The sequence below is a fragment of the Kitasatospora sp. NPDC051914 genome (assembly GCF_040680995.1).
Lineage (GTDB): Bacteria > Actinomycetota > Actinomycetes > Streptomycetales > Streptomycetaceae > Kitasatospora.
This window is the reverse complement of sequence record NZ_JBFAXX010000091.1, coordinates 1-22,389: the sequence shown is the minus strand read 5'-3', so window position 1 is coordinate 22,389 and position 22,389 is coordinate 1. Positions and strand designations below refer to the sequence as shown.

The window sequence follows — 22,389 nt, the reverse complement described above, 5'->3', positions numbered from 1 at the left end:
GCCGCGTGCGAGTCCTCGGGCAACTGGGCGATCAACACCGGCAACGGCTTCTACGGCGGTCTGCAGTTCACCTCCAGCACGTGGGGCGCCTTCGGCGGCCACGCGTACGCCGCGAACGCGCACCAGGCGACCAAGGCGCAGCAGATCGCCGTCGCCGAGAAGGTCCTGGCCGCGCAGGGCCCCGGCGCCTGGCCGGTGTGCTCGGTCAAGGCCGGCCTGACCAAGTAGGACCCGCACCCGCACTGCTGCGAACGCCGCGGCCCCACACCCGGCCCGCCCCCGCACACCGCAACGGCCCGTTCCCCCACGAGGGGAACGGGCCGTCCGCACGCCTGCGTCCGGCCGCGCTCAGGCGTGCCGGGCGGCGAGCACCGGCCCGAGCTGGGTGCGGGAGCGGATGCCCAGGGTGGCGAAGATGTTCCGCAGGTGGTGCTCGACGGTGCGCGGGCTGAGCGAGAGCTGCCGGGCGATCTCGTTGTTGGTCGCGCCGTCGGCGGCCTTGCGGGCGATGTGCGCCTGCTGGGCGGTGAGCGCGCCGACGGGCGGCCGGACGGCGGGCCCGCCGTGGTCGGCGCCGGCGGCGCGCAGCTCGGTGCGGGCCTCCTCGGCCCACGGCCGGGCGCCGCAGTGCTCGAAGCCCTCAAGGGCCTCGCGCAGGTGGTGGCGGGCCTGGCCGGGGCGCCGTCGGCGGCGCAGGGCCTTGCCGAGCTGGAGCGCGGTGCGGGCCTGTTCGAGGACGGAGTCGGCGGCGGCGTGCAGCGTGAGCGCCTCGCGGTGCAGGTCGACGACGGTGTCCGGGGTGCCGCCGTCGGCCTCGGCGAGCAGGGCGCGGCAGCGGGCGGCGAGTGCCCGGGCGTGGTCGCCGGCGCCGCCGGACGCCCAGGCGGAGAACTCGCGGACGGCGGGCCGCGCCTCCTCGGTGCGGCCGGCCCGGACGCAGGCCTCCACCAGGCAGGGCACGGCGAGCAGCCGCAGCGCGAAGTGGCCCTGGGCGGGGCCGGGGGCGGTGAGGGCGAGCAGCCGGGTGGCGGCCCGGTCGTGCCGTCCTGCGGTGGCGTCGCGGCGGGCGAGCGCCCAGGCGGTGACGACCGTGGCGGTGGCCAGGCCGTGCGTGACGGCCCCCCGGACGAGGGCTGCCGCGGCCGCGGCGGGCAGCGGTCCGAGATCGAGGCGGGGCAGGCCGTCGAGGTGCGGGTCGGGCCCGTGGTGGGTGTCGGCGGTGAGCAGCAGTGCGGCCGGGCAGCGGGGGCCGAGCCGGCGGGCGGCCACGGCGAGGGCGGCCCGGGAGGGCTCGTCCCAGTGGTGCACGTCGTCGACGGCGAGCAGGACGGGCCGACGGGCGGTCAGGTCGCGCAGCAGGCCGAGCAGTCGGCCCGCGCGGGCGGCCGCCGGGGCCCCGGCGGGCTCGGCAGGTCCGGCGGTGAGTTCGGCTGCGGCGAGTTCGGCGGCGAGCAGGTCGAGGGCTGCGTACGGGAGGCCGGTCTCGGCGGGGTGCCCGTGGGCGGTGAGGGTGAGGGCGCCCGCGGCGGCCGCGGTGCGGACGGCCCGGTCGGCCGGCGCGGTGCGGCCGGCGCCGGGCGGGCCGCAGAGCAGCAGGACGCCGCCCCACCCCGGCGGCGGGGCGGGGCGTCCGCCGTACCCGGAGGGGTGCGCCGCGTCGCCCGGGTGCGGCGCGGCGCGGCGGGTACAAGGGAATGATGCGCGAACTGTGGACTCGGACGAGCGGCACCGTACGCCGGTGGATCGGGGACCCCACCGTCTCCCTGTACCTGCGGGCCACGGTGGCCGCCACGCTGTCGTACGTCGTCGCGCTGCAGGTCAGCGCCGAGCCGGCGCCGCTGACGGCGCCGCTGACCGCCCTGCTGATCGTCCAGGTCACCGTCTACTCCACGCTGAAGACCAGCATCCGCCGGGTCAACTCGGTGATCGTCGGTGTGCTCATCGCGATCGGCTTCAGCGCGGTGGTCGGGCTCTCCTGGTGGAGCCTCGCCCTGACCATCCTCGCCTCGCTGGTGGTGGGGCACTTCGTGCGCGTCGACGAGTTCGTCAACGAGGTCGCGATCAGCGCCATGCTGATCCTCGGCACCACCCAGCTGGCCTCGCAGGCCTGGGACCGGGTGCTGGAGACCCTCATCGGCGCCGGTGTCGGGCTCGCCTTCAACGTCGTCTTCGCGCCGCCGGTCTGGGTCGACACCGCCGGCGAGGCCGTCGAGGGCCTCGCCCGCCGCGCCCGCCACCTGCTGCTGGAGATCGCCGACGAACTCGGCGGCCCGGCCCCCGTCGAACAGGCCGCCGCCCGCCTGCACGAGGCCCGCCGCCTCGACCAGGCCATCGCCGACGTCGACGCCGCGATGCGCCAGGCCGAGGACAGCCTGCGGCTCAACCCCAGGGTCAGCGAGGGCCTGCTGTCGCGCATCGTGCTGCGCACCGGCCTGGACACGCTGGAGATCTGCGTGGTCGTCATCCGGGTGCTCACCCGCTCCCTCACCGACCTGGCCAAACGCCGCGACGGCGACCAGCGGCTCTTCCCCCAGGACGTCACGGTGGCGATGGAGGAGTTGCTCGGCCACGTCGGCGGCGCCCTGGTCAGCTTCGCGGTCCTCGTCACGACCCAGGTCAGCCGCAGCGCGGAGGAGGCCGAGGAGCGCCTCACCTCCGAGCTCGCCGCCGCCTGGAGCGTCCGCGAGAACGTGGCCCAGCTGCTGCTGCGGCACGTCCAGGAGGACCCGGAGGCCTGGCAGCTGTACGGCTCGGTGCTCGCCGAGATCGACCGGATGCTCGACGAACTCGCCCTGGAACACCGCTCCGGCCGCCTCATGGAAGAACTCGACCGCGCCTCGGCGGCCAACGCCGAACGCCTCGGCCGCCTCGGCCGTTTCGCCGGACTGCGCCGCCTCGTCCGCGGCGGACGGCTGCGCCGCGGCAAGACCTGATGGTCAGTCAGAAGTGTTCGACCGTCGCCTTTAGGTGCCCTTAGGGTTCCCTTCAGGCGCACCATCGGCGGCCACCTTGACAGGTATATACCAGTACGGTTGAGTCCTGGTCAGCCCCGCAGCGCGGCCCGCACCCACCGGTTCCCCGAGGCCTGCGCGCGGCGGTTCCCTCCCGTCCTCGACTCCGTGCGGCCCCCACCGCACGAAGGGGTGATCACGTGTCAAGGAAGCACCGTCTCCCGGTGAAGCGCCGCATCCTCGCGGCGGGCGCCGCGGCCGCGGCCGTGGCAGGCCTCGCGGTCGCGATACCCGGCATCGCCTCGGCAGGCACCTGCGCCGCCGCCTGGAACTCCTCCTCCGTCTACACCGGCGGCATGTCCGCCTCCTACGGCGGCCACAACTGGACCGCCAAGTGGTGGACCCAGGGCGAGACGCCCTCCACCGGCGGCTCCGGCGTCTGGGCCGACCAGGGCGGCTGCGGCGGCGGCGGTGGCAGCACCCCCACGCCCACCGGCAGCAGCTGTGACCACCCCGCCTGGGTGGCCGGCCGGACGTACACCACCGGCAGCATCGTCCGCTACACCGACGGCAAGCTGTACCGGGCCACGCACGACAACCCGGGCTACGACCCGGTGATCTCCACCTGGTACTGGGAGCCCTACGCCTGCTCCGGCGGCGGCAGCACCCCGACCCCGACCCAGACCTCGAACCCGGGCGGATTCCCGGTCAGCGAGGCGCAGTTCAACCAGATGTTCCCGAACCGGAACTCCTTCTACACCTACGCCGGCCTCAAGGCCGCGCTGGCCGCCTACCCGGCGTTCGCCAACACCGGCAGCGACACGGTGAAGAAGCAGGAGGCCGCCGCCTTCCTCGCCAACGTCAGCCACGAGACCGGCGGCCTGGTCCACGTGGTCGAGCAGAACACCGCCAACTACCCGCACTACTGCGACACCTCGCAGCCGTACGGCTGCCCGGCCGGCCAGGCCGCCTACTACGGCCGCGGCCCGATCCAGCTCAGCTGGAACTTCAACTACAAGGCGGCGGGCGACGCCCTCGGCATCGACCTGCTGCGCAACCCCAACCTGGTGCAGACCGACTCGTCCGTCGCCTGGAAGACCGGACTCTGGTACTGGAACACCCAGTCCGGCCCCGGCACCATGACGCCGCACAACGCGATGGTGAACGGCGCCGGCTTCGGCGAGACCATCCGCAGCATCAACGGCAGCCTGGAGTGCAACGGGCGCAACCCCGCCCAGGTGCAGAGCCGGATCAACTCGTACCAGAGCTTCACCCAGATCCTCGGCACCGTCCCGGGCAGCAACCTGAGCTGCTGACCCGCGCCGAGGCCGCCGGGCCCGCCGTCCCCCTCGGGCGGCGGGCCCGGCCGCACGCCCGGGGGCCCCCGGCCGGTGGGTGCACCCGTGACCCGGGCGGTCGGGCGGGTTCGCCGGGGAAGCCGGGCCGGGATGTGGTGAGGTGGAGAGGATGCCGCCGGCACCGCCGGCGGACGCTCCGGCCGGGAGGCCCCCGTGAAGACGCGCACCGCGACCGTCCTCGCCCTGCTGCCCGTGCTCTGCGCAGCCCTGGCCGGCTGCAGCTCCTCCTCCGCGCCGCCGAGCGGGTCCGCGACCACCGCGACCCCGGGCACGACGGCCTCCGGCGCGGCGACGGCCCCCGCACCTGCGGCGGCCACCGTCGCCGACGACCTGGACTCGCCCTGGGGCCTCGTCCGCCTCCCGGACGGCGCCCTGCTGGTCGGCTCCCGCGACACCGGGCGGATCGTCCGCATCGACCCCGGCTCCGGCGACCGCACCGACGTCGGCACCGTCCCCGGCGTGCGGCACGCCGGCGAGGGCGGCCTGCTCGGCCTCGCCCTCGGCCCCGACGGGGCGCTCTACGCGTACTACACCGGCACCGACGACAACCGCATCGTCCGCTTCACCTACGACACCTCCCGCCCGGTCGGCGCGCAGCTCACCGAGCCCGCCGTCGTCCTCACCGGCATCCCCAAGGGCAACAACCACAACGGCGGCCGGATCGCCTTCGGCCCCGACGGCATGCTCTACGTCGGCACCGGCGAGAGCGGCCGCCCCGCGCTCGCCCAGGACCGCTCCTCGCTCGGCGGCAAGATCCTCCGGATCACCCCCGAGGGTGCCCCCGCCCCCGGCAACCCCTTCCCCGGCTCGCCGGTCTGGTCGCTCGGCCACCGCAACGTGCAGGGCCTCGCCTGGGACGCCCAGGGGCGGCTGTGGGCCTCCGAGTTCGGCCAGAACACCTGGGACGAGCTGAACCTGATCCGCCCCGGCGCCAACTACGGCTGGCCGATCGTCGAGGGGCAGGCCGACCGCCCCGGCTTCACCGACCCCGTCGTCCAGTGGCGCCCCGCGGACGCCTCGCCCAGCGGCATCGCCTTCGCCGACGGCGCGATCTGGATGGCCGGCCTGCGCGGCCAGCGCCTCTGGCGGATCCCGCTCGACGGCGACCGCGCGGCGGGCGACCCCGTCGCCCACCTGGACCACGCCGACGGACGGCTGCGCACCGTGCTCGCCGAGCCCGACGGCACCCTGCTGGTCGTCACCAACAACACCGACGGCCGCGGCGACCCGCGCCCCGGCGACGACCGCGTCCTGCGCTACGACCCGAGCTGACGGGGCCGGCCCCTGCGCCGCGAGCGCCGCCCCCGCGCCCCGGCCTATCGTGGGCCCGTGGGCGCAGGCCCGGCGACCCGTACGCCTGCGGCCCCGGCAAGGAGGTGCGGCATGGCCGACCCGGGCAGGCCGCTGTGACCCCGCGGGGCGCCGTGACCCCGCAGCCGGCCGTTCGGACGGCGCGGCTGCCCGGCGGGTTGGTGCTCCCGTACGCCGAGCAGGGGCCGCCCTCGGCGCCGACGGTGGTGCTGGTGCACGCCGTCGCCGACTCCCGGCGGTCCTTCGAACCTCTGATGGCCGAGCTGCCGGGCGACCTGCACGTCCTCGCGCCGAGCCAGCGCGGGCACGGCGGTGCGAGCTGCCCGCCGGAGGGCTACCGGCCGGCGGACTTCGCGGCCGACCTGGCGGCGTTCTGGGACCTGCTCGGCATCGGGCGGGCCGTCCTCGTCGGCGCGTCCAGCTCGGGCTTCACCGTGCGGCGGTTCGCGGCGGACCACCCCGACCGCGTCCGCGGCCTGGTCTTCCTCGGCTCGCCCGCGCTGCTGTCCGACAAGCCCGGGGCCGCCGACCTCTGGGAGTCCGTCTCCCGCTTCACCGACCCGCTCGACCCGGCGGTGGTCCGCGGGATGCTGGAGTCGCTGCTCAGCCGGCCGCTGCCGCGGGACTTCCTCGACCTGATGGTGAGCGAGAGCCTCCGCGCCCCGGCACGGGTGTGGCGCGACACCTTCCGCGGCCTGCTCGACGAGACCGGGCCGGACGGGCTGGACGGCATCACCGCACCCGCCCTGGTGGTCTGGGGCGACCGGGACGGCATCCTGCCGCGGGCCGACCAGGAACGGCTGGCGGCCGCACTCCCGCACTCCGAGCTGCTCGTCCACGAGGGCTCCGGCCACGTCGTGTACTGGGAGGACCCCGCCCGCACCGCCGCCGACCTCGCCGCTTTCGTGTCCGCCTGCGGCGACCGTCCCTGACGGTCGGTCACATCGACCGGCGGGCCCGGGAAACCTGTGGCCACCGTGCGGGCCCGCGGCTAGCATCCGGCCCTGTGATCGACATCAACCACGTCATCGAGGACGCGCTCGCCAAGATCCGGGCCGGCTACGTCTTTCCCGAGAAGGCCGATGCCGTCGACGCCGCGATCCGGCGCCGACTGGCCGACGGCGAGTACACGGGCCTGGCCGGCCCCGAGCTGTGCGAGGCGGTGACCGCCCACCTCCAGGAGGCCTGCCCCGACAAGCACATGCGGCTGCTGTGGCGGGACGACCCGCAGCCGGTGGAGGGGGAGGAGAGCCCCGAGGAGGAGAAGGCCCGCTGGGCCGCCACCTACCGCGCCGAGGCCTACGGCATCCGGCGCGTCGAGCAGCTCGACGGCAACCTCGGCTACCTCGACCTGCGGTCCATACCGGACGCCGCGGAGGGCGGCCGCGCCTTCGCCGCCGCGATGGAACTCCTCGCGCACACCGAGGCGCTCCTCCTCGACCTGCGGAAGTGCCGCGGCGGCTCGCCCGACGGCGTGGCGCTGTGGTGCAGCTACCTCTTCCCGGACGGCGAGGTGCACCTGAACGACGTGTACGAACGCGCCACGGACTCCACCCGCCAGTTCTGGACCTCCGCCCACGTGCCCGGGCCGCGCTACGCGGACCGCCCGGTGTACGTGCTGACCAGCGCCTTCACCTTCTCCGGCGGCGAGGAGCTGGCCTACAACCTGAAGGTCAACGGGCGGGCGACGCTGGTCGGCGAGACCACCCGCGGCGGGGCGCACCCGACCGACCGGCTGCCGGTCACCCCGCACATCACGGTGACCGTGCCCGCCGCCCGCTCGATCAACCCGGTCACCGGCACCAACTGGGAGGGCGTCGGCGTCGTCCCGGACGTGGCCGTCCCCGCCGAGGAGGCGCTCGAGGAGGCGGTGGCCCTGGCACTGGGCCGGGAGCGGGTGGCGGCTGCCTCCTGACGGGGCGCCGGTTCAGAGACTGGCGTAGCGGAAGAGGTCGAAGTCCGCGCGGGTGGTGGTCGGGTGCGGTGCGGTGGCGTACAGGCCGACGTACGTGCCGGTGAAACCGCCCGCGTGCCGGCTGCTGAGGATGCGGCCGTCGACCGTGCCGAGGGCCGCCGCGGCGCCGTCGGCCGGGCCGCAGGCGAAGGTGTAGTCCTGGCCGCGGGCGGTGACGGCGAGGCGGACGGGCCCTGCGGGGAGCGGCCGTTCGGCGCGGACGGTGTCGCGGCCGCCCTCGCGCACGGTCAGCCGGGCGAGCCGGCCGCCCGCCGCGTCCCGGTCGACGAGCAGCCGGACGTGGTGGCCGGGGTCGTAGAAGGCCGCCAGGCCCGCCTGCTCGCCCGGGGCCGCCGGGTCGAAGTCGAGCAGCGCCTCGGCGGTGAAGTCCCGGTGCTGCTGGCGGCGGCCGACGAACGCCGGGGTGTCGTGTTCGGCCAGGGTCTGCGGGAGCAGCCGCAGCCGCAGGTGGCCCGGGCGTTCGGCGAGGCTGTGGAAGGCCGCCCGCGGTGTGCGCAGCAGGTTCCACTCCGGGCCGAGCGCGGGCGCGTCGAAGTGGTCGACGGGGTCGGCGGCCGGCCACGGGTGCGGAGGCAGGGCGACCCGGGTGGCCTCCTCCAGCCGTCCGCTGCCGGGGTTGAACACCGGCCAGCCGTCCTCCCAGGCGACCCGGGCGAGGAAGGTCTCCCGGCCGAGGTTGGCGTGCCCGCCGCCGCCGTACGGCCGGGAGGCGAGCAGCAGTGCGTACCAGTCGCCGGCCGGGGTGCGGACGAGGTCGGCGTGTCCGGCGCCGGTGACCGGGTGGCCCAGCCCGAGGTGGCGGTGGGTCAGCACCGGGTTGCGCGGGTTGTTCTCGTACGGCCCGGTCAGGCGGGTGCTGCGGGCGACCGTGACGGCGTGGTCGTGCTCGGTGCCGCCCTCGGCGACCACCAGGTGGTAGTACCCGCCGTGGCGGTACAGGTGCGGGCCCTCGGCCCAGCGGGCGCCGACCAGGGCTCCGCGGAAGAGCACGTGCTCCTCGCCGGTGAGGACGCCGCGGTCCAGGTCGACCGCGCGCAGCCAGATCTCCGTCCGCCCGTCCCGGTGGGTCTGACGGGTGCCCAGCAGGTGGGTCGAGCCGTCGTCGTCGACGAAGAGCGAGGGGTCGAAGCCGGGCGCCTCGGGCAGCCAGACCGGGTCGGACCAGCGGCCCGCCGGGTCGTCCGCGGTGAGCAGGAAGGTGCCGGAGCGGCGCACGCCGTCCACCAGGGTGCACACCAGCCGGAACCGGCCGCCGATGTGGTGCAGCGAGGCGGCGTACAGGCCGCCGGAGGGACGCACGCCGTCGAGCGCGAGCTGTTCGGGCCGGTCCACGGCGTGGCCGATCGGCCGCCAGTGCACCAGGTCCCGGCTGTGGTGCAGCGGCAGCCCGGGGAAGTACTCGAAGGAGGAGGTGACCAGGTAGTAGTCCTCGCCGACCCGGCAGACGGACGGGTCGGGGTGGAAGCCCGGCAGCACGGGGTTGCGGGCGTCCTGGTGGTGCGGCCGGGGAGTGTCCACAGGTGCGGCCATGAGCGTCCTCGTACGGAGTGCGGCGGCGTCGGCCCGTCCGCTTCGAAAAGTTTCGTTGCATCTGCCGATCGTGATCGATCGACCGTACGTGCCCCCTTCAGGTGCGTCAAGGCCCGCCGCCGCACGGCATGCAGGCCGTGCACGAGGGCCGAGCGTACGTTGGGAGCACGGACCCGGCGGGCCTGCCGGGCCGGCGCCCGAGGAGGCACCCCATGTCGAGTCCCGGAACCGCGAGCGGCGCGCCCGAGCAGGAGAAGCCCGGTCAGGAGCAGCTCGACCAGGAGAAGCAGGAGGCGTTCGCCGGCCGCATGGTCGACATCCTCAACGGGTCCGCCCTGGCCCTGCTGGTGAGCGTCGGCTACCAGGTCGGCCTGTTCGAGGCCATGGCCGGCTCCCCGCCCGCGACCAGCGCCGGCCTCGCCGAGGCGAGCGGGCTCGACGAGCGCTACGTCCGCGAATGGCTCGGCGGCATGGTCGTCGGCGGCATCGTGGAGTACGACCCGGCCGCCGGCACCTACACCCTGCCGCCCGAGCACGCCCCCTCGCTCACCGCCGCCGGAGGTCCCGACAACCTGGCGGGCATGATGCAGTACGTCGGGCTGATGGGCGGGGTGGAACAGCAGGTCGCCGAGTCCTTCCGCAAGGGCGGCGGCGTCCCCTACTCGGCCTACCCGCGCTTCCAGGCCCTCCAAGCCGAGGAGAGCGCCCGGGTGTACGACCTGGCGCTCGTCGACACCATCGTCCCGCTCGTCCCCGGTCTGTCCGAACGGCTGCGCAGCGGCATCGACGTGCTCGACGTGGGCACCGGCCGGGGCCACGCGCCGATCGTCCTCGCGGCCGCCTTCCCGGAGAGCCGCTTCCACGGCCTGGACCGCTCCGAGGAGGGCATCGCCTTCGGCCGCGGCGAGGCCGAACGCCGCGGCCTGCAGAACGTCGCGCTCGCCGTCGGCGACTCCACCGCGATCGGCGGGCAGTACGACCTGATCACCGCCTTCGACGTCATCCACGACCTCGCCGAACCCGGCCGGACCCTGGCCGCGATCGCCGCCGCCCTGCGCGACGACGGGACGTTCCTGATGGGCGACATCGCCGCCTCCAGCCGACTCGAGGAGAACATCGGCCACCCCTTCGGACCGGCGCTGTACTGCTTCTCGGTCTTCTACTGCATGACCACCTCGCTCAGCACCGGCGGTGCCGGCCTCGGCACCGTCTGGGGCGAGCAGACCGCCCGCCGGATGCTCGCCGAGGCGGGCTTCCGCGAGGTGGAGGTGCGGTCGGTCGAGGGCGACCCGGTGAACGTGTACTACGTGGCCCGCAAGGGATGAGGCCCGGGCGGGCCGTACGGGTGTCCCGAATCCGACCGTGTGGTGCGGCACAGCGGGGGGAGACGCACCGGCGGGGTCGGCGGTGACGGTCCGCCGGCTCCGGATGATGCACCGTCACTTCCCAGGAGGGGGCCCGCCGATGAACGCGTCCGTGCCGATGAACCCGCCCGTCCCGCCAGTGCCGCCGAACCTGTCCGTTCCCGAACTCGTGGCCGAGGCCGCCGAACTGCTGCGCGCCGCGGGAGCCACCTCCCGGCAGGGTGCCCGAGCCGGGCTGCTGCACACGGCCGAGGCCGCCGAGATCGTCGGAGCCCTCGCCGGGATCACCGCCCGCCTGCCCGAACTCCTGGACCGCGTCGAGGCGTTCCTGAGCAGCGAGCAGGCCGCCGGCCGGATCGCCCCCGGCGCCGCCGCCGGCGACGCCGCGTACGACGTCATCAGGTCGGCCCGCGACGCCCGCGAGCAGCTGTACGAGGCGAGCCGCACGGCCGCCCTGCTCGCCGAGTCCGTGGCCAGCGCCGCCGCCACCCTCGCTCCGCTGGGCGCACCCCGGACGGCCGGCGGGCCGACCGTGCCGCACGCCTGACCGCACCCGCGCCCCGCCCGACGCCGGGCAGTGTCGCCCGGGCAGAATGACCCGGTGAACGGGGACCCGACGAACGGCGACGCGAGCACCGCGGAGGGCCCGGCCGAGGCCAGGCCGGCGCCGACCGCGGGGCTGACCGGCGCCGAACTGCTGCGCTGGTACTGGACGCTGGACGAGCTCACCGCACTGGCACGCGAGACCGGTGTGCCCCGCGGCGGAGGCAAGGCGGCGCTCACCGAACGGCTCGCCGCCAAGCTCGACGGCCGACCGCTGCCGGCCGCCCCGGCACCGCGGCCCCGGCCGGGCCGGCAGCTCGCCGCCCCCGTCGACGGGGACACCGTCATCCCCGAGGGGCAGCGCTGCAGCCAGGTGCTGCGGGCCTGGTTCACCGAACGGATCGGCCCCGGCTTCCACTTCGACGCCGCGATGCGCTCCTTCGTCGCGGAGAACGCCGGCCGCACGCTCGCCGACGCCGTCCGGCACTGGCACGCCACCCGCGAGCAGGCGGCCGCCCCGCAGGAGGTGGGCGCGCAGTTCGAGTTCAACCGCTTCCTGCGCGCCTGGCACGCCGAGCACCCGGCCGGCACCCGCGCCGAGGCCGTCGAGGCCTGGCGCGGCCACCGGGCCCTTCCCCGCGAGACGCGCTGACCGGGCGCGGCCGGTCTCAGCCCCCGGCCGGGGACGTCCAGCCGGCGGCGACATGGCCGAGGCGGACGCGCTGCGGGTGGTCGCCGACCGGGGTGGAGGCGACCTTCCGGCCGGTGGCGAAGTCGATCGCGGTGATCCGGTCGGTGCCGCTCTCCGAGATGACGCAGGACGCGCCGTCCCCGCTGACGGTCGCCCAGTACGGCTTCGAGGCGGCGACGGGCTGACCGGCCTTCAGGGTGGCCCGGTCGACGACCGTCACGTAGTCGTCCATCGTCCCCGCGACGCAGAGCCGGGTGCCGTCGGGGCTCATCGCCAGGCCGTGGTGGCGGGAGTCGTTGACCCAGGTGGTGCGGTCCGGGTCGGTCGCCGGGTCGGCCGGCAGGTCGGTGACCCGGGTGATCCGGTCGGCCGCGACGTCGTACTCGAGGAGGCCGTTGAAGAAGGACACCTGGAAGTAGAGCATCGAGCCGTCCGGGCTGAAGGCGACCGGGCGGACGGCGTCGGAGAGGTCCTTGCGGCCGATCGCGTCCAGGCGGTCCCGCATGTCGATGGTCCGCACCTCGCGGAAGGTCTGCGCGTCGACCACGGTGATGTGCCGGTCGCCCTTCGTCCAGTCCAGCCAGGGCGCGTCCAGGGCGGTGGTGACCTCGCCGATCGCCATGTTCCAGATCCGGGTGCCGCCGTCGGTGAAGACGTTCTCGTGCGGCTTGTCGCCGGTGCGGAACGAGCCGACCTGGCGGCCCGTCCGGATGTCCAGCACGTGCACGGTGTTGGAGGTGGAGGCGGAGACCGCGACCCGGGTGCCGTCGGGGGAGAGCGCCATGTGGTCGGAGCGGTAACCGGACACCGGGAAGCGCCAGTTGATCCGGCCGGTGGCGAGGTCGATCGACACCACGTCGGCGAAGCTGGGGCGGGAGACCACCACCGCGGAGCCGTCCGGCGTGGAGTACATGTCGTCGACGAACTGGTCGTGGCCCTCGCCGGGGCCGAGCCTGACGCCCAGGAAGTAGGCGAGCTTCACCGGGTTGAGGTAGATCTCCGCGAGCCGCTGGCCCTTGTCCGGGACGACGTCGATCCGGCCGATCCGGGCGAGCGCGCCGGAGGACTCCACCACGTCGGCGGTGCCGTCCCAGTTGTTGCCGACGAAGAGCACCTCGCGCAGCCCGGACGCGCCCGCGGCGGCCGTCTGCGGTGCGGCCCCGGCGGTGGCCGGGCCGCCCGCCGCCAGGGCGAGGGCGGCGCAGACGGCGAGCAGCGCACGCCGGGGCAGGCTGCGGGAACGGGGGCGGCGGCGGACGGGGGAGAGGGCGGGCCGAACGGGTGCGGGCATCGTCGTTCCTTCCGGGAGCGGGCCGGGGCGGGGGCCGGCGGTGGCCGCCGGCGGCGGTGGTCCTGGAGGTCTGAAAACGTGCGCGTTCAGATTTGCTACTTGAAAGTAACGACGGCCGGGCGTCCCGACAAGACACCGGACACGGGAAACTGAGGCACCGTCGACGAAGGGGGCCAGGGTGGCAGGCAGGCTGAGGCAGCCGACCGGGCGGTACGGGGGCAGGTCCGCAGAGGAGCGGCAGGCCGAGCGCCGCCGCCGCTTCCTCGACGCCGGACTGCAGCTCTTCGGCGGCGAGCCCGGCTACCGCAACACCACCGTCGCCGCCCTCTGCGAGGCGGCCGGGCTGTCGAGCCGTCAGTTCTACGAGGAGTTCCGCACCCTGGAGGACGTGCTGGCCGCACTCCACCTCCAGGTCAACGACCGGGCCGAGGCGGCGGCTCTCGCCGCCCTCGCCACCGCCGGCGGCCTGCCGGTCGCCGAGCGCGCCGCCGCCGTCTTCGGCGCCTACGCCGCCGACGTCACCGGCGACCCGCGCCGACTGCGGATCACCTTCGTCGAGATCATCGGCATCAGCCCGCGACTCGAGGAACAGCGGCTGGCCCGCCGCGCCCGCTGGGTGGACCTGCTCTGCGCGGAGGCCGCGGCCGCCGTCGAGCGGGGGGAGGCCGCGCCGCGGGACTACCGGCTGGCCGCCGCAGCCTTCATCGGCGGGGTCAACGGCCTGCTCCACGACTGGGCCGAGGGCTGGGTGGACGCAACCCTCGACCAGGTGGTCGCCGAACTCGTCCGCATCCTCCTCGGCATCCTCGGCGACGGACGCCCCTAGATGATCGATTCCAAGGGGGCAGTGGTCATATGCGGTCAGTGAGCGCAGGACGGGCTGTCCTGTGTGGTCGTCGTGCCGGATCGCGGCGGTCATTGCGAGGATGCGTTGCATGACGCGGACGACGGCACCGCCGGGTGTGCGGCCTCGGCGCTGTTCGAGATCGAGTGGGCCCTTGAAGGTCTCGTTGACCGACTCGACGACCTGCCGCAACGGCTTGAACAGGGACGCCCCGGGCCGCTCCGGCTCGCCTCTGCGGGCCGGGCGCAGCAGCCGGATGTCCTGCCCGGCCAGCGAGCCAGGAACCGAGCGCGATGCGACGAGCAACTGAGGGCTGCCCCGGGCACGAGGAGCCACGGCCGCCTCGACACCGATGCTGTCGATCGTCTTGATCGCCTTGGCACTGAGCGTCACCGCCTGCCACGCCTCCTCGTGCCCGATCGCCTGTGGCATCTGCGGCTTTGCCCAGGGCGTCCGTCACCCACCTGCTGCGTTCGCACGCCGGAACGACCCGGCGAAGAATGGCCGTGTGCCGGCAATTCGACTACGGCAGGCTGCGCACAGCCGCTGTGCCGCCCGCCGAACGGGATGGTCCTTGTGACAACTTCGCCCTTCGGGTCCGGCGACCCGTTCTCCGATCTCTTCAACCGCTTCTTCGGCATGAGTCCGGCAGCCTCGCCGCCAGCCGTGCAGCGCGTGCCCATCGGGCGACTGCTCAGTGATTCCTCGCACGAGCTGCTGGCGGCGGCAGGCGGCCGGGCGGCCGAGGACGGGTCCGATCTCGACACCGTGCACCTGCTGTGGGCCGCCACGCAGGTGCCGGCCGCCCGGCAGGTGCTGGAGCAGGCGGGCGCTGATCCGGACCAGCTGGCTGCGGACCTGCAGGAGAACCTTCCCACCGGCACCGGAACCGGCGACCCCAGGCTCACACCAGCGGCGAAGCGCGCTCTGCTCGCCGCCCACGCCCACTCCCAGGCGACCGGTGCCTCGTACATCGGTCCGGAGCACATCCTCGCCGCATTGCTGGACGATTCCAGCCTCGCACGCACGCTGGGATCCGAGGGAGTCTCCTCCGGTTCGCTGAGTGGCGGCGAGGCCGGCCGGAAGGTGGCGTCGGGCAAGCACAGTGACACCCCGACCCTGGACGAGTACGGGCGCGACCTCACCGACGAGGCCCGCAGCGGACGTCTCGACCCGGTGATCGGCCGGGCCGAGGAGATCGAGCAGGCCGTGGAGGTCCTTTCCCGGCGCACCAAGAACAACCCCGTGCTCATCGGCGATCCCGGCGTCGGCAAGACCGCCATCGTCGAAGGACTGGCGCAGCGGATCGTCGCCGAAGAGGTCCCGAAGGCCCTGCGCAACCGCCGCGTCGTGAGCCTCGACATGGCCGGTCTGGTCGCCGGATCCAAGTACCGGGGAGAGTTCGAGGAGCGGCTGAAGAAGGTGATCGACGAGGTCACGGAGGCCAAGAGCGGCATCATCGTGTTCATCGACGAACTGCACACGGTCGTCGGCGCCGGCGGAGGCGGCGAGGGTGCCATGGACGCCGGCAACATTCTCAAGCCCGCACTCGCCCGGGGCGACCTCAGCGTGGTCGGCGCCACCACCATCGACGAGTACCGCCGGTACATCGAGAAGGACGCCGCGCTCGAACGTCGCTTCCAGCCGGTCATGGTGCGCGAACCCACCGTCGAGGAGACGGTCGAGATCCTGAGCGGGCTTCGCGACTCCTACGAGGCCCACCACCAGGTCCGTTACACGGACGAGGCCCTGGACGCCGCGGCCGCCCTGTCCGACCGCTACATCACCGACCGGTTCCTGCCCGACAAGGCGATCGACCTCATGGACCAGGCAGGAGCACGCGTGGGACTGCGCGGCCTCGGTGCCCCGACCGGGACCGCGAGCCTCGAGGACCGCCTCACCAAGCTGCGCAGGGAGAAGGACGAGGCCGTCAGCACCGAGGACTACGAACGCGCCGCACAGCTCAAGGAGCAGATCCGGCAGGTGGAGCGGGAGCTCGCCGGGGTCGGCGGGGAGCGGGAAGAGGCCGGGAGTGTGACTCCCGAGGACATCGCCGATGTGCTCTCCGCGCGCACCGGCATTCCCGTCTCCCAGCTCACCGAGACCGAGCGCGAGCGGCTCACGAAGCTCGAAGAGGCCCTGCACGAGCGGGTAATCGGCCAGGACGAGGCAGTCACCGCCGTGTCCCAGGCCGTGCGCCGCGGCCGGGCGGGCATGGGAGACCCCGACCGGCCCACCGGCAGCTTCCTCTTCCTCGGACCCACGGGAGTCGGCAAGACGGAACTGGCCAAGGCACTTGCGGAACTGCTCTTCGGAGACGCCGACCGGATGGTCCGCTTCGACATGAGCGAGTTCCAGGAGAAGCACACCGTCTCCCGGCTCGTCGGTTCCCCGCCCGGATACGTCGGTTACGAGGAGGCCGGGCAGCTCACCGAGGCGGTGCGCCGCAAGCCGTACAGCGTCGTGCTGTTCGACGAGGTCGAAAAGGCCCACCCGGACGTCTTCAACCTGCTGCTACAGGTGCTGGACGACGGACGGCTCACCGACGCCCAGGGACGCACGATCGACTTCCGGCAGACCGTGGTCATCATGACCAGCAACATCGCCTCCAAGCGCATCCTGGATCACCAGGGGGCGGTCGAGGACATCAGGGATGACCTGATGGCCGAACTGCAGGCGCACTTCCGGCCCGAGTTCCTCAACCGCATCGACGAGATCATCGTCTTCCACGCCCTGACCCGGGCGGACCTGGTGCGCATCGTCGACCTGTTGCTGGAACGCAGCCGGCGCAGGCTCCACGCCCAGCAGATCAATCTCGAGGTCACCGAGACCGCCAAGGAGTGGCTGGCCAACCGTGGCTACCAGCCCGAGTTCGGAGCCCGGCCGCTGCGCCGCACCATCCAGACGGAGCTCGACAACCGCCTTTCGAACATGCTGCTCAGCGGCTCGCTCAATCCGGACGACACCGTCATCGCCGATGTCAAGGACGGCGAGCTGGCACTGACTCTCGGTCCGGCGGTCGCCTCGGGCGGCGCGGACCAGCCGGAGCCGGACACGGCAAGTTCGGCGGAGTAGCCCATCTGAACGGGATTTCTTTCATCATGAGGCGGGGGCGGACAGCGTCGCCGCCAGGATGGAAGGCGCCACGGCGGCAACTGCCGGGCGGACGTGGCCGGGCAGCCCCTGGCACCGCGTAGCGTTCGCGCTTCGACCACTTCCCGGGGCGGACGGCCGACGACTGCGGAATCCAGCGGCTCTTCGTCCTGCGCGGTCTGTTGCCTGACGACGCCGACCGCCGCCTGCCGCACCGCTCCGGCGCCGCAGACGCCGGGAGCCGAGGCCGTGCAGTGAGATCAGTGCGACCCTGCGCTCAGGGTCGACCTCGGTGCGGACCGGGTTGCGCTCCGCCCGGCTCGGCAGGTCGGTGAGGAAGACGCCGATGTCCCGGTCGCCGTCCTCCTGACGGGTGCCGATGACTTCGGCCACGTCGGACGCGTCGACCTGCTCGTCCGCCACCAGGGGCGCCGTCACGGTGTCCGCCTGCCAGCGGATGTTCCTGGCGATGCGGCGGCGCAGATCCTCCGGCAGGCGGGGGGCGAGCCAGGTCGCGCCTTGCCGCGCCCGGGCTGCCACCACAGGGAGGGATCCGCTCGTCCACCCGTTCGCCCAGCACGCCGCGCCTGCAGGCCGGGGCACCCCTAGCCTGCTGACTGTGCGACCCAATACCCCGAAGATCGAGGGCGGCCGGTCACAGGGCCTCCTGCAGCTCATCGAGGACGGCATCCACCTGGTCGTCGCGGCGCTCCTCGTAGTGCTCGCGGGGCTCCTGACCGTCGGGGTCGTCCACGACGTCATCAGGTCGATCCAGGGGCCGTATCACGAGGAGACGGTCGTTCTCTCCGCCCTGGACAACGGCCTTGTGCTGTTCATCGTGGCCGAGCTGCTCCACACCGTCCGCCTCACCGTCAGGAACCAGACCCTCGACGCGGAGCCGTTCCTCGTCGTCGGCCTGATTGCCGGCATCCGCAATGGTCATCGTGACGGCCGAGGCGGAGAAATCCTTCCGGTGGAACGTCGAGGGGATCGAGCTGCTGGTCCTGGCGGGGCTGATCCCCGTGATGGCGACAGCGGTGTACGTGCGGCGGCGCTCCACGCGGCCGGGGCGACTACTTCCCGCTCCAGGAGCCGCGGCGCTCGCCGCCGGAGCCGTCACCCGCCCCGGTGCGCGCGTCCTGATCCTTCATCTTCCGCAGCCACGGCCGCCCGCACCCGCTGCTCCTCGCGAGCAGACCCGACGTCCCGTTCCAAGGGGTGCACGGCTCACGGCCACTCGCGAGGTCCTCCAAGGCCCGCCTCTGCAGTTCCGCCCCGCGCCGCACCACTGGGGCTCCGGTCCCGGCGGCAGCGCCCTCCCGCGCGGCACTGCTGTCGCTGTCCATGCTTGGTCCGATCCGCGTCGCCCACCGGCTGAGGGGAACGGCCCTCGACGTTTTGGGGCCTGCGTGTCACGCGGCGTCGACGTTGCCTCGAGCGCATCCCGTGGGCACTTGCGACCGCGGGGCCGCCGAAGAGAAGGGTCGAGTCATGCGGGTGTCGTCTCAGGGCGTTACGGTCGTGGCTCTCCTGGCGGATCCGGATGCGCCGACGGAGATCGCGCAGCGCATGGCCCGGATACTTCCTGCTCGGCTCGCCGACAAGTCAGGCCAGGGGCGACGGTTCGACGTCGAGGTGGTCAGTGAGCCCTTCACCTCAGGGACCGAGGACCTGCCCACCTTGATGCGCCGGATCATGGACCGTGGAAGTGCGGAGAATTGGGATGTCGTCGTGGCTCTCACCGACCTTCCGCTGTACTCGCACGGGCGCAAGCTCGTTGTGAATCTGAGTTACGAACACGGCTTGGCGTTGCTGTCCCTTCCTACGTTGGGGGGCTTACGGCTGCAGACGAGGGCCCGGCGGGCCGTGGAAGAAGCCGTGCTCGGCTTGGCGGGTCCGCGGGCCACTGGGGCTGAAGGACCTCCGAGTCAGCCGCTTCTGGGCTCCTTCGGTCGTCTCACGCCCATCCACCCGGGCCCGATCGGCGAGGAGGAGACCGCCGATCTTCGGTACGTCGTCAGCGGGCCCCGCGGATACCTGAGGGTGCTCGTCGGTATGGTCCGCGCCAACCGGCCGTGGCGGTTGGTGCCCGGCTTGTCGAAAGCCCTGGCGGCCGCACTCGCCACAGGAGTGGTCGCCACCGTGAACTCCACCACCTGGAGCCTGGCCGAGGCCCTGAGCGCGCCACGCCTCGTGATCGCCATGGTCGGGTCCGTCGTGCTCATGATCGGCTGGCTGATCGTAGACGGGGAGCTGTGGCATCGATCAACAGAGGGCTCGCCGGAGGCGAGGCAGAGGGCGAGGCTCTACAACGCCTCGACGGTCATGACCGTGGGTATCGGTGTGCTCGTCTGCTACGGGGGCTTGATCGTCATCAACTTGGTGTGGGCGCTGTTCATCCTCAACGACCGAGTGTTCGCTTCCACAACGCAAACCCCGCTGCACGCCACGGAGTACTTGACGTTGTCCTGGTTCGTCGCTTCGGTCGCCACCGTGGGCGGCGCGCTGGGTTCGGGATTGGAGAGCGACGAGGCGATCCGTGCAGCCGCCTACTCCAAGCGCGAACAGGAACGTCGCCATATGCTCCAAGACGACCACGGTGACCAGCCCTCGAAGTGAACCGGGCTTCACGGGGCGTCCTTCGGACCGGCCCACGCCTGCTCAACTAAATGATCGATTCAAGGGATCGGCTGCGCGCATGGGACGTGGGCGTCCAATGTCAGTGCGTGCAGACAGAGTTGGACACCCTGGCGACCGCACTCCATGCGAAAACCGACGACCTGTTGAAGGCGTCTCCGCATCTCGCGCCATGGCGGCCGACCGTGGGGATCGCCCCGCAGCTCACCGACGCCGAGCTGGTCGCACTGGCGATGATGCAGGCCATGCCCGGCTTCACCTCTGAGGCGAGGTGGCTTCGCCACGCCCGTTCCCGCCTGCGTCATCTCTTCCCGTACTTGCCCAAGCAGCCCGGCTACGACAAGCGGCTGCGCAAGAGCGCCGACCTGCTGCGCAGGGTCACCCGCCTGCTGGCCACCGACACCTCCGTGTGGAGCGACGACGTGTGGATCGTGGACTCCACACCGGTGGAATGCGGCCGCTCCCGCGAGACCGTCAAACGTTCCGACCTGGCCGGTTGGGCCGAGTACGGGTACTGCGCCAGTCACAGCCGCTTCTTCCGGGGCCTGCGGCTGTACTTGGTGTGCGCACCCTCCAGGGCCTGTCGGTCGCCTTCGCCCTGACCGGCGCCAAGGCCGACGAGCGCGAGACCCTGCCGGACCTCCTCGCTGCCGAACCCGGCCCGGCCGCCGACCGGCCCGGCCGGACGCTGATCGGCGACAAGAACTACTACGGCCGGGGCTTCGAGCGCGAACTGGCCGGGCAGGACATCCGGCTGCTGCGCCCGGCCCGCAGAGGCGAGCGGAGCGGCCCGGAGCGTCCCTGTTCAAGTTGGAATCGATCATCCAGGGGCGCGGGAACCGGGCAACTCGGATGCGGGCCACCGTACGGACCATCGCTCGGCCCATGCTGTCCTGATTCCCGCATCCGAATCGCGCAGTTCCCGCGCCCCGTGCGGTGATGCACCGCGTGCGTCAGGAGGCGCACTCCTTGCAGATCGGTTGCCCGTTGGCGTCCTCGCCGGCGAGCTGGCTGCGGTGCCGCACCATGAAGCACGTCCCGCAGGTGAATTCGTCCTGCTGTTTCGGCAGGACCTGGACGGTCAGTTCCTCGCCCGACAGGTCCGCGCCCGGCAGCTCGAGCCCCTCGGCCGCGTCGTACTCGTCGACGTCGACCTTGCCGTCCGCCCGCTCGGAGCGGTGGGCCTTCAGCTCCTCGATGCTCTCGTCGGAGCCCTCTTCGCCGGTGTTGCGCGGAGCGTCGTAGTCGGTGGCCACGGTGTCGTCCCTTCGTGGACTGATTGACCTTTCGGGGGAGACCAGCCTCCCTCCGGAGCCGCCCGCCCGCACCCGCTGGACACGGTTCGTACGTCCGTCGCCGTTCACAGCCGGAGGGCCACCAGGGCGACGTCGTCGGTGCCCCGGTGGTCGGCGCCGAGGTCGGCCAGCAGGGCGTCCGCGAGCTCCTCCGGGCCCAGGCCGCGGTGCCGGACCGAGGCAGAGGCGAGCCGTTCCAGGCCGACGTCGATGTCCTCGCCGCGCCGCTCGATCAGCCCGTCGGTGTAGAGCAGCAGCGTCGCCCCCGGCCGGTACGGGACGGCTGCCTCGGAGCGCGGCGTGGCCGAGTCCCAGGCGCCGAGCGGCGGGTCGGTCGCCCCGTCAAGCAAGGTCACGGAGCCGTCCGCCTCGACGAGGACCGGCGGCGGATGCCCGGCGCTGCTGTAGCGGACGGACCGGGAGGATCGGTCCACGATGGTCTGCACGGCCGTCGTGGACAGGGCGCCCTCGACGGTGGCCGCGAAACGGGCGAGGGTCTTCAGCGCCTGCGCGGGCTGCCGGGTGGCGCGCAGCGCGGCGTTGAGCGCACTGTGCAGCTGGCCCATGACACCGGCCGCCTCCAGACCGTGGCCCACGACGTCGCCCACTGCCACCCCGAGCAGCTGCCGGTCGAGCTCGACCAGGTCGTACCAGTCGCCGCAGACGTTGAGCGACTGGGTGGCCGGCCGGTAGCGCACGGCTGCGACCGGGCGGAGCGCGGGTGGCACGGCAGGCAGCATCGCCTGCTGCAGGCTCAGTGCAACCTCGCGCTGCCGGTCGTGGGCGCCTCGCAGCTCCTCGTTGAGGTCGGCGAGCTCCTGGGCGCGGGCGAACAGGTCCGCGGCCATCAGGTCCTCCCGGGTGAGGCCCGTCGGAACGGCGCCGTCGTGCAGGTCCACGAGCTGCCGGACGAGTGCGGTCACCTCCTCCACCCGGTGCACGATCAGCACGACCTCGCCGTCCTCGCCGAGCACCGGAGTGTTCAGCGTGCTCCAGTACCGTGCCTCGAACACCCCGGGGCGGTCGGTCCGGTCGACGCCGTACCTCTGCATCGGCATGCTGTCGGCCTTCCGGGTGGCCAGCACCCGGTCCAGCGAGGCCCGCAGCAGGCCGGCGCCGGTGTCGTCACCGTCGTCCGGGTCGCCGGGGAAGACGTCGAACAGCGCCCGGCCGGCGAGCTCCCCGCGGCTGCGCCCGGAAACGCGCAGGTAGGCGTCGTTGGCGTCCGCCATGACCAGGCCCGGGGTCAGGACGAGCATGGGGCTGGGCGTGGCCCGGAACGCCGCCCCGTAGTCCACAGCCGGCGGTTCCACTCGGCTCCTCGGTCGGGATCTCCAGGAGGCCTCAATCTACGCCCGAGCCGGGGCGTCCGCCCGGTGCGCCGCCGCAGGTGGGACGGTGCGCGGGCGCCCCTCCGGGCACGGACGGCCGGGGGGGGGGGGGGGGGCCCGGGGGCGGCGCCGCGCGGGGGGGGGGCGCGCGGGGGTGGAGGAAACCGAAAGAAAA

The 22,389-nt window shown here is 73.4% G+C and carries 18 protein-coding genes and 3 pseudogenes; 14 read left to right on the top strand and 7 right to left on the bottom strand.

The genetic code is table 11. The features are described 5' to 3' along the window. Positions 1 to 225 (top strand): annotated as a pseudogene (locus AB0M03_RS36240) (transglycosylase family protein); the annotation flags it as partial. A gap of 123 nt (positions 226 to 348) precedes the next feature. Here AB0M03_RS36240 and AB0M03_RS36235 read toward each other — a convergent pair. Further along, the gene (locus tag AB0M03_RS36235; RefSeq protein WP_363499947.1) at positions 349 to 1,593 is read right to left on the bottom strand and encodes a LuxR C-terminal-related transcriptional regulator; all 1,245 of its coding nucleotides are present in this window, start codon (positions 1,591 to 1,593) and stop codon (positions 349 to 351) included. A gap of 104 nt (positions 1,594 to 1,697) precedes the next feature. Between AB0M03_RS36235 and AB0M03_RS36230 the strand changes: the two genes are divergently transcribed. From AB0M03_RS36230 to AB0M03_RS36210, 5 genes are all read left to right on the top strand, one after another. Further along, positions 1,698 to 2,933 carry an aromatic acid exporter family protein gene (locus tag AB0M03_RS36230; protein ID WP_363499938.1) on the top strand — a complete coding sequence of 412 codons (1,236 nt, stop codon included), beginning with the start codon at positions 1,698 to 1,700 and terminating at the stop codon, positions 2,931 to 2,933. 305 nt (positions 2,934 to 3,238) lie between these two features. Beyond that, positions 3,239 to 4,267 carry a glycoside hydrolase family 19 protein gene (locus AB0M03_RS36225; protein WP_363499946.1) on the top strand — a complete coding sequence of 343 codons (1,029 nt, stop codon included), beginning with the start codon at positions 3,239 to 3,241 and terminating at the stop codon, positions 4,265 to 4,267. 195 nt (positions 4,268 to 4,462) lie between these two features. Beyond that, positions 4,463 to 5,581 carry a PQQ-dependent sugar dehydrogenase gene (locus tag AB0M03_RS36220; protein ID WP_363499936.1) on the top strand — a complete coding sequence of 373 codons (1,119 nt, stop codon included), beginning with the start codon at positions 4,463 to 4,465 and terminating at the stop codon, positions 5,579 to 5,581. 152 nt (positions 5,582 to 5,733) lie between these two features. Continuing rightward, on the top strand, positions 5,734 to 6,552 hold the full coding sequence (locus AB0M03_RS36215; RefSeq protein WP_363499934.1) for an alpha/beta hydrolase: 819 nt from the start codon (positions 5,734 to 5,736) through the stop codon (positions 6,550 to 6,552). 74 nt (positions 6,553 to 6,626) lie between these two features. Continuing rightward, positions 6,627 to 7,535, top strand: a complete 909-nt coding sequence (locus AB0M03_RS36210; protein ID WP_363499932.1) for a S41 family peptidase — start codon at positions 6,627 to 6,629, stop codon at positions 7,533 to 7,535. A gap of 12 nt (positions 7,536 to 7,547) precedes the next feature. On the opposite strand, the gene AB0M03_RS36205 is transcribed toward AB0M03_RS36210, so the two are convergent. Continuing rightward, complete coding sequence (locus AB0M03_RS36205; protein ID WP_363499930.1) at positions 7,548 to 9,125, bottom strand: glycoside hydrolase family 43 protein; 1,578 nt, start codon at positions 9,123 to 9,125, stop codon at positions 7,548 to 7,550. Between the two features lie 308 nt (positions 9,126 to 9,433). On the opposite strand from AB0M03_RS36205, the gene AB0M03_RS36200 reads away from it, so the two are divergent. From AB0M03_RS36200 to AB0M03_RS36190, 3 genes are all read left to right on the top strand, one after another. Further along, positions 9,434 to 10,450: a class I SAM-dependent methyltransferase gene (locus AB0M03_RS36200; protein WP_363499944.1), complete on the top strand. Its 1,017-nt coding sequence runs from the start codon at positions 9,434 to 9,436 to the stop codon at positions 10,448 to 10,450. A 139-nt stretch (positions 10,451 to 10,589) separates the two neighbouring features. Next, positions 10,590 to 11,036 carry a hypothetical protein gene (locus tag AB0M03_RS36195; protein WP_363499928.1) on the top strand — a complete coding sequence of 149 codons (447 nt, stop codon included), beginning with the start codon at positions 10,590 to 10,592 and terminating at the stop codon, positions 11,034 to 11,036. Between the two features lie 54 nt (positions 11,037 to 11,090). Further along, the gene (locus tag AB0M03_RS36190) at positions 11,091 to 11,684 is read left to right on the top strand and encodes a DUF6434 domain-containing protein (protein ID WP_363499926.1); all 594 of its coding nucleotides are present in this window, start codon (positions 11,091 to 11,093) and stop codon (positions 11,682 to 11,684) included. Positions 11,685 to 11,700: 16 nt separating this feature from the next. Here AB0M03_RS36190 and AB0M03_RS36185 read toward each other — a convergent pair whose 3' ends face one another. Continuing rightward, positions 11,701 to 13,014 (bottom strand): YncE family protein, encoded by a 1,314-nt coding sequence (locus AB0M03_RS36185; protein WP_363499924.1) that lies wholly within the window; start codon positions 13,012 to 13,014, stop codon positions 11,701 to 11,703. 178 nt (positions 13,015 to 13,192) lie between these two features. On the opposite strand from AB0M03_RS36185, the gene AB0M03_RS36180 reads away from it, so the two are divergent. Next, positions 13,193 to 13,840 (top strand): TetR/AcrR family transcriptional regulator, encoded by a 648-nt coding sequence (locus AB0M03_RS36180; protein WP_363499922.1) that lies wholly within the window; start codon positions 13,193 to 13,195, stop codon positions 13,838 to 13,840. A 21-nt stretch (positions 13,841 to 13,861) separates the two neighbouring features. On the opposite strand, the pseudogene AB0M03_RS36175 reads toward AB0M03_RS36180, so the two are convergent. Next, positions 13,862 to 14,116, bottom strand: a pseudogene (locus AB0M03_RS36175) (IS982 family transposase); the annotation flags it as partial. Between the two features lie 309 nt (positions 14,117 to 14,425). Here AB0M03_RS36175 and AB0M03_RS36170 point away from each other — a divergent pair. Continuing rightward, on the top strand, positions 14,426 to 16,933 hold the full coding sequence (locus tag AB0M03_RS36170; protein ID WP_363499942.1) for an ATP-dependent Clp protease ATP-binding subunit: 2,508 nt from the start codon (positions 14,426 to 14,428) through the stop codon (positions 16,931 to 16,933). Between the two features lie 24 nt (positions 16,934 to 16,957). Here AB0M03_RS36170 and AB0M03_RS36165 read toward each other — a convergent pair whose 3' ends face one another. Then, positions 16,958 to 17,494, bottom strand: a complete 537-nt coding sequence (locus tag AB0M03_RS36165; protein WP_363499949.1) for a hypothetical protein — start codon at positions 17,492 to 17,494, stop codon at positions 16,958 to 16,960. On the opposite strand from AB0M03_RS36165, the gene AB0M03_RS36160 reads away from it, so the two are divergent. The 3 genes and pseudogenes from AB0M03_RS36160 to AB0M03_RS36150 form a co-directional block, all read left to right on the top strand. Beyond that, complete coding sequence (locus AB0M03_RS36160; protein WP_363499940.1) at positions 17,409 to 18,329, top strand: phosphate-starvation-inducible PsiE family protein; 921 nt, start codon at positions 17,409 to 17,411, stop codon at positions 18,327 to 18,329. The two genes, AB0M03_RS36165 and AB0M03_RS36160, sit on opposite strands and share 86 nt — an antisense overlap. A gap of 113 nt (positions 18,330 to 18,442) precedes the next feature. Next, the gene (locus AB0M03_RS36155; protein ID WP_363499920.1) at positions 18,443 to 19,570 is read left to right on the top strand and encodes a hypothetical protein; all 1,128 of its coding nucleotides are present in this window, start codon (positions 18,443 to 18,445) and stop codon (positions 19,568 to 19,570) included. A 107-nt stretch (positions 19,571 to 19,677) separates the two neighbouring features. After that, positions 19,678 to 20,398, top strand: a pseudogene (locus AB0M03_RS36150) (transposase); the annotation flags it as partial. Positions 20,399 to 20,541: 143 nt separating this feature from the next. On the opposite strand, the gene AB0M03_RS36145 reads toward AB0M03_RS36150, so the two are convergent. Then, positions 20,542 to 20,844 (bottom strand): DUF4193 domain-containing protein, encoded by a 303-nt coding sequence (locus AB0M03_RS36145; protein ID WP_363499918.1) that lies wholly within the window; start codon positions 20,842 to 20,844, stop codon positions 20,542 to 20,544. A gap of 104 nt (positions 20,845 to 20,948) precedes the next feature. After that, a complete protein-coding gene (locus tag AB0M03_RS36140; RefSeq protein ID WP_363499916.1) occupies positions 20,949 to 22,196 on the bottom strand; it encodes a SpoIIE family protein phosphatase in 1,248 nt (415 codons plus the stop codon). Positions 22,197 to 22,389 lie beyond the last annotated feature (193 nt).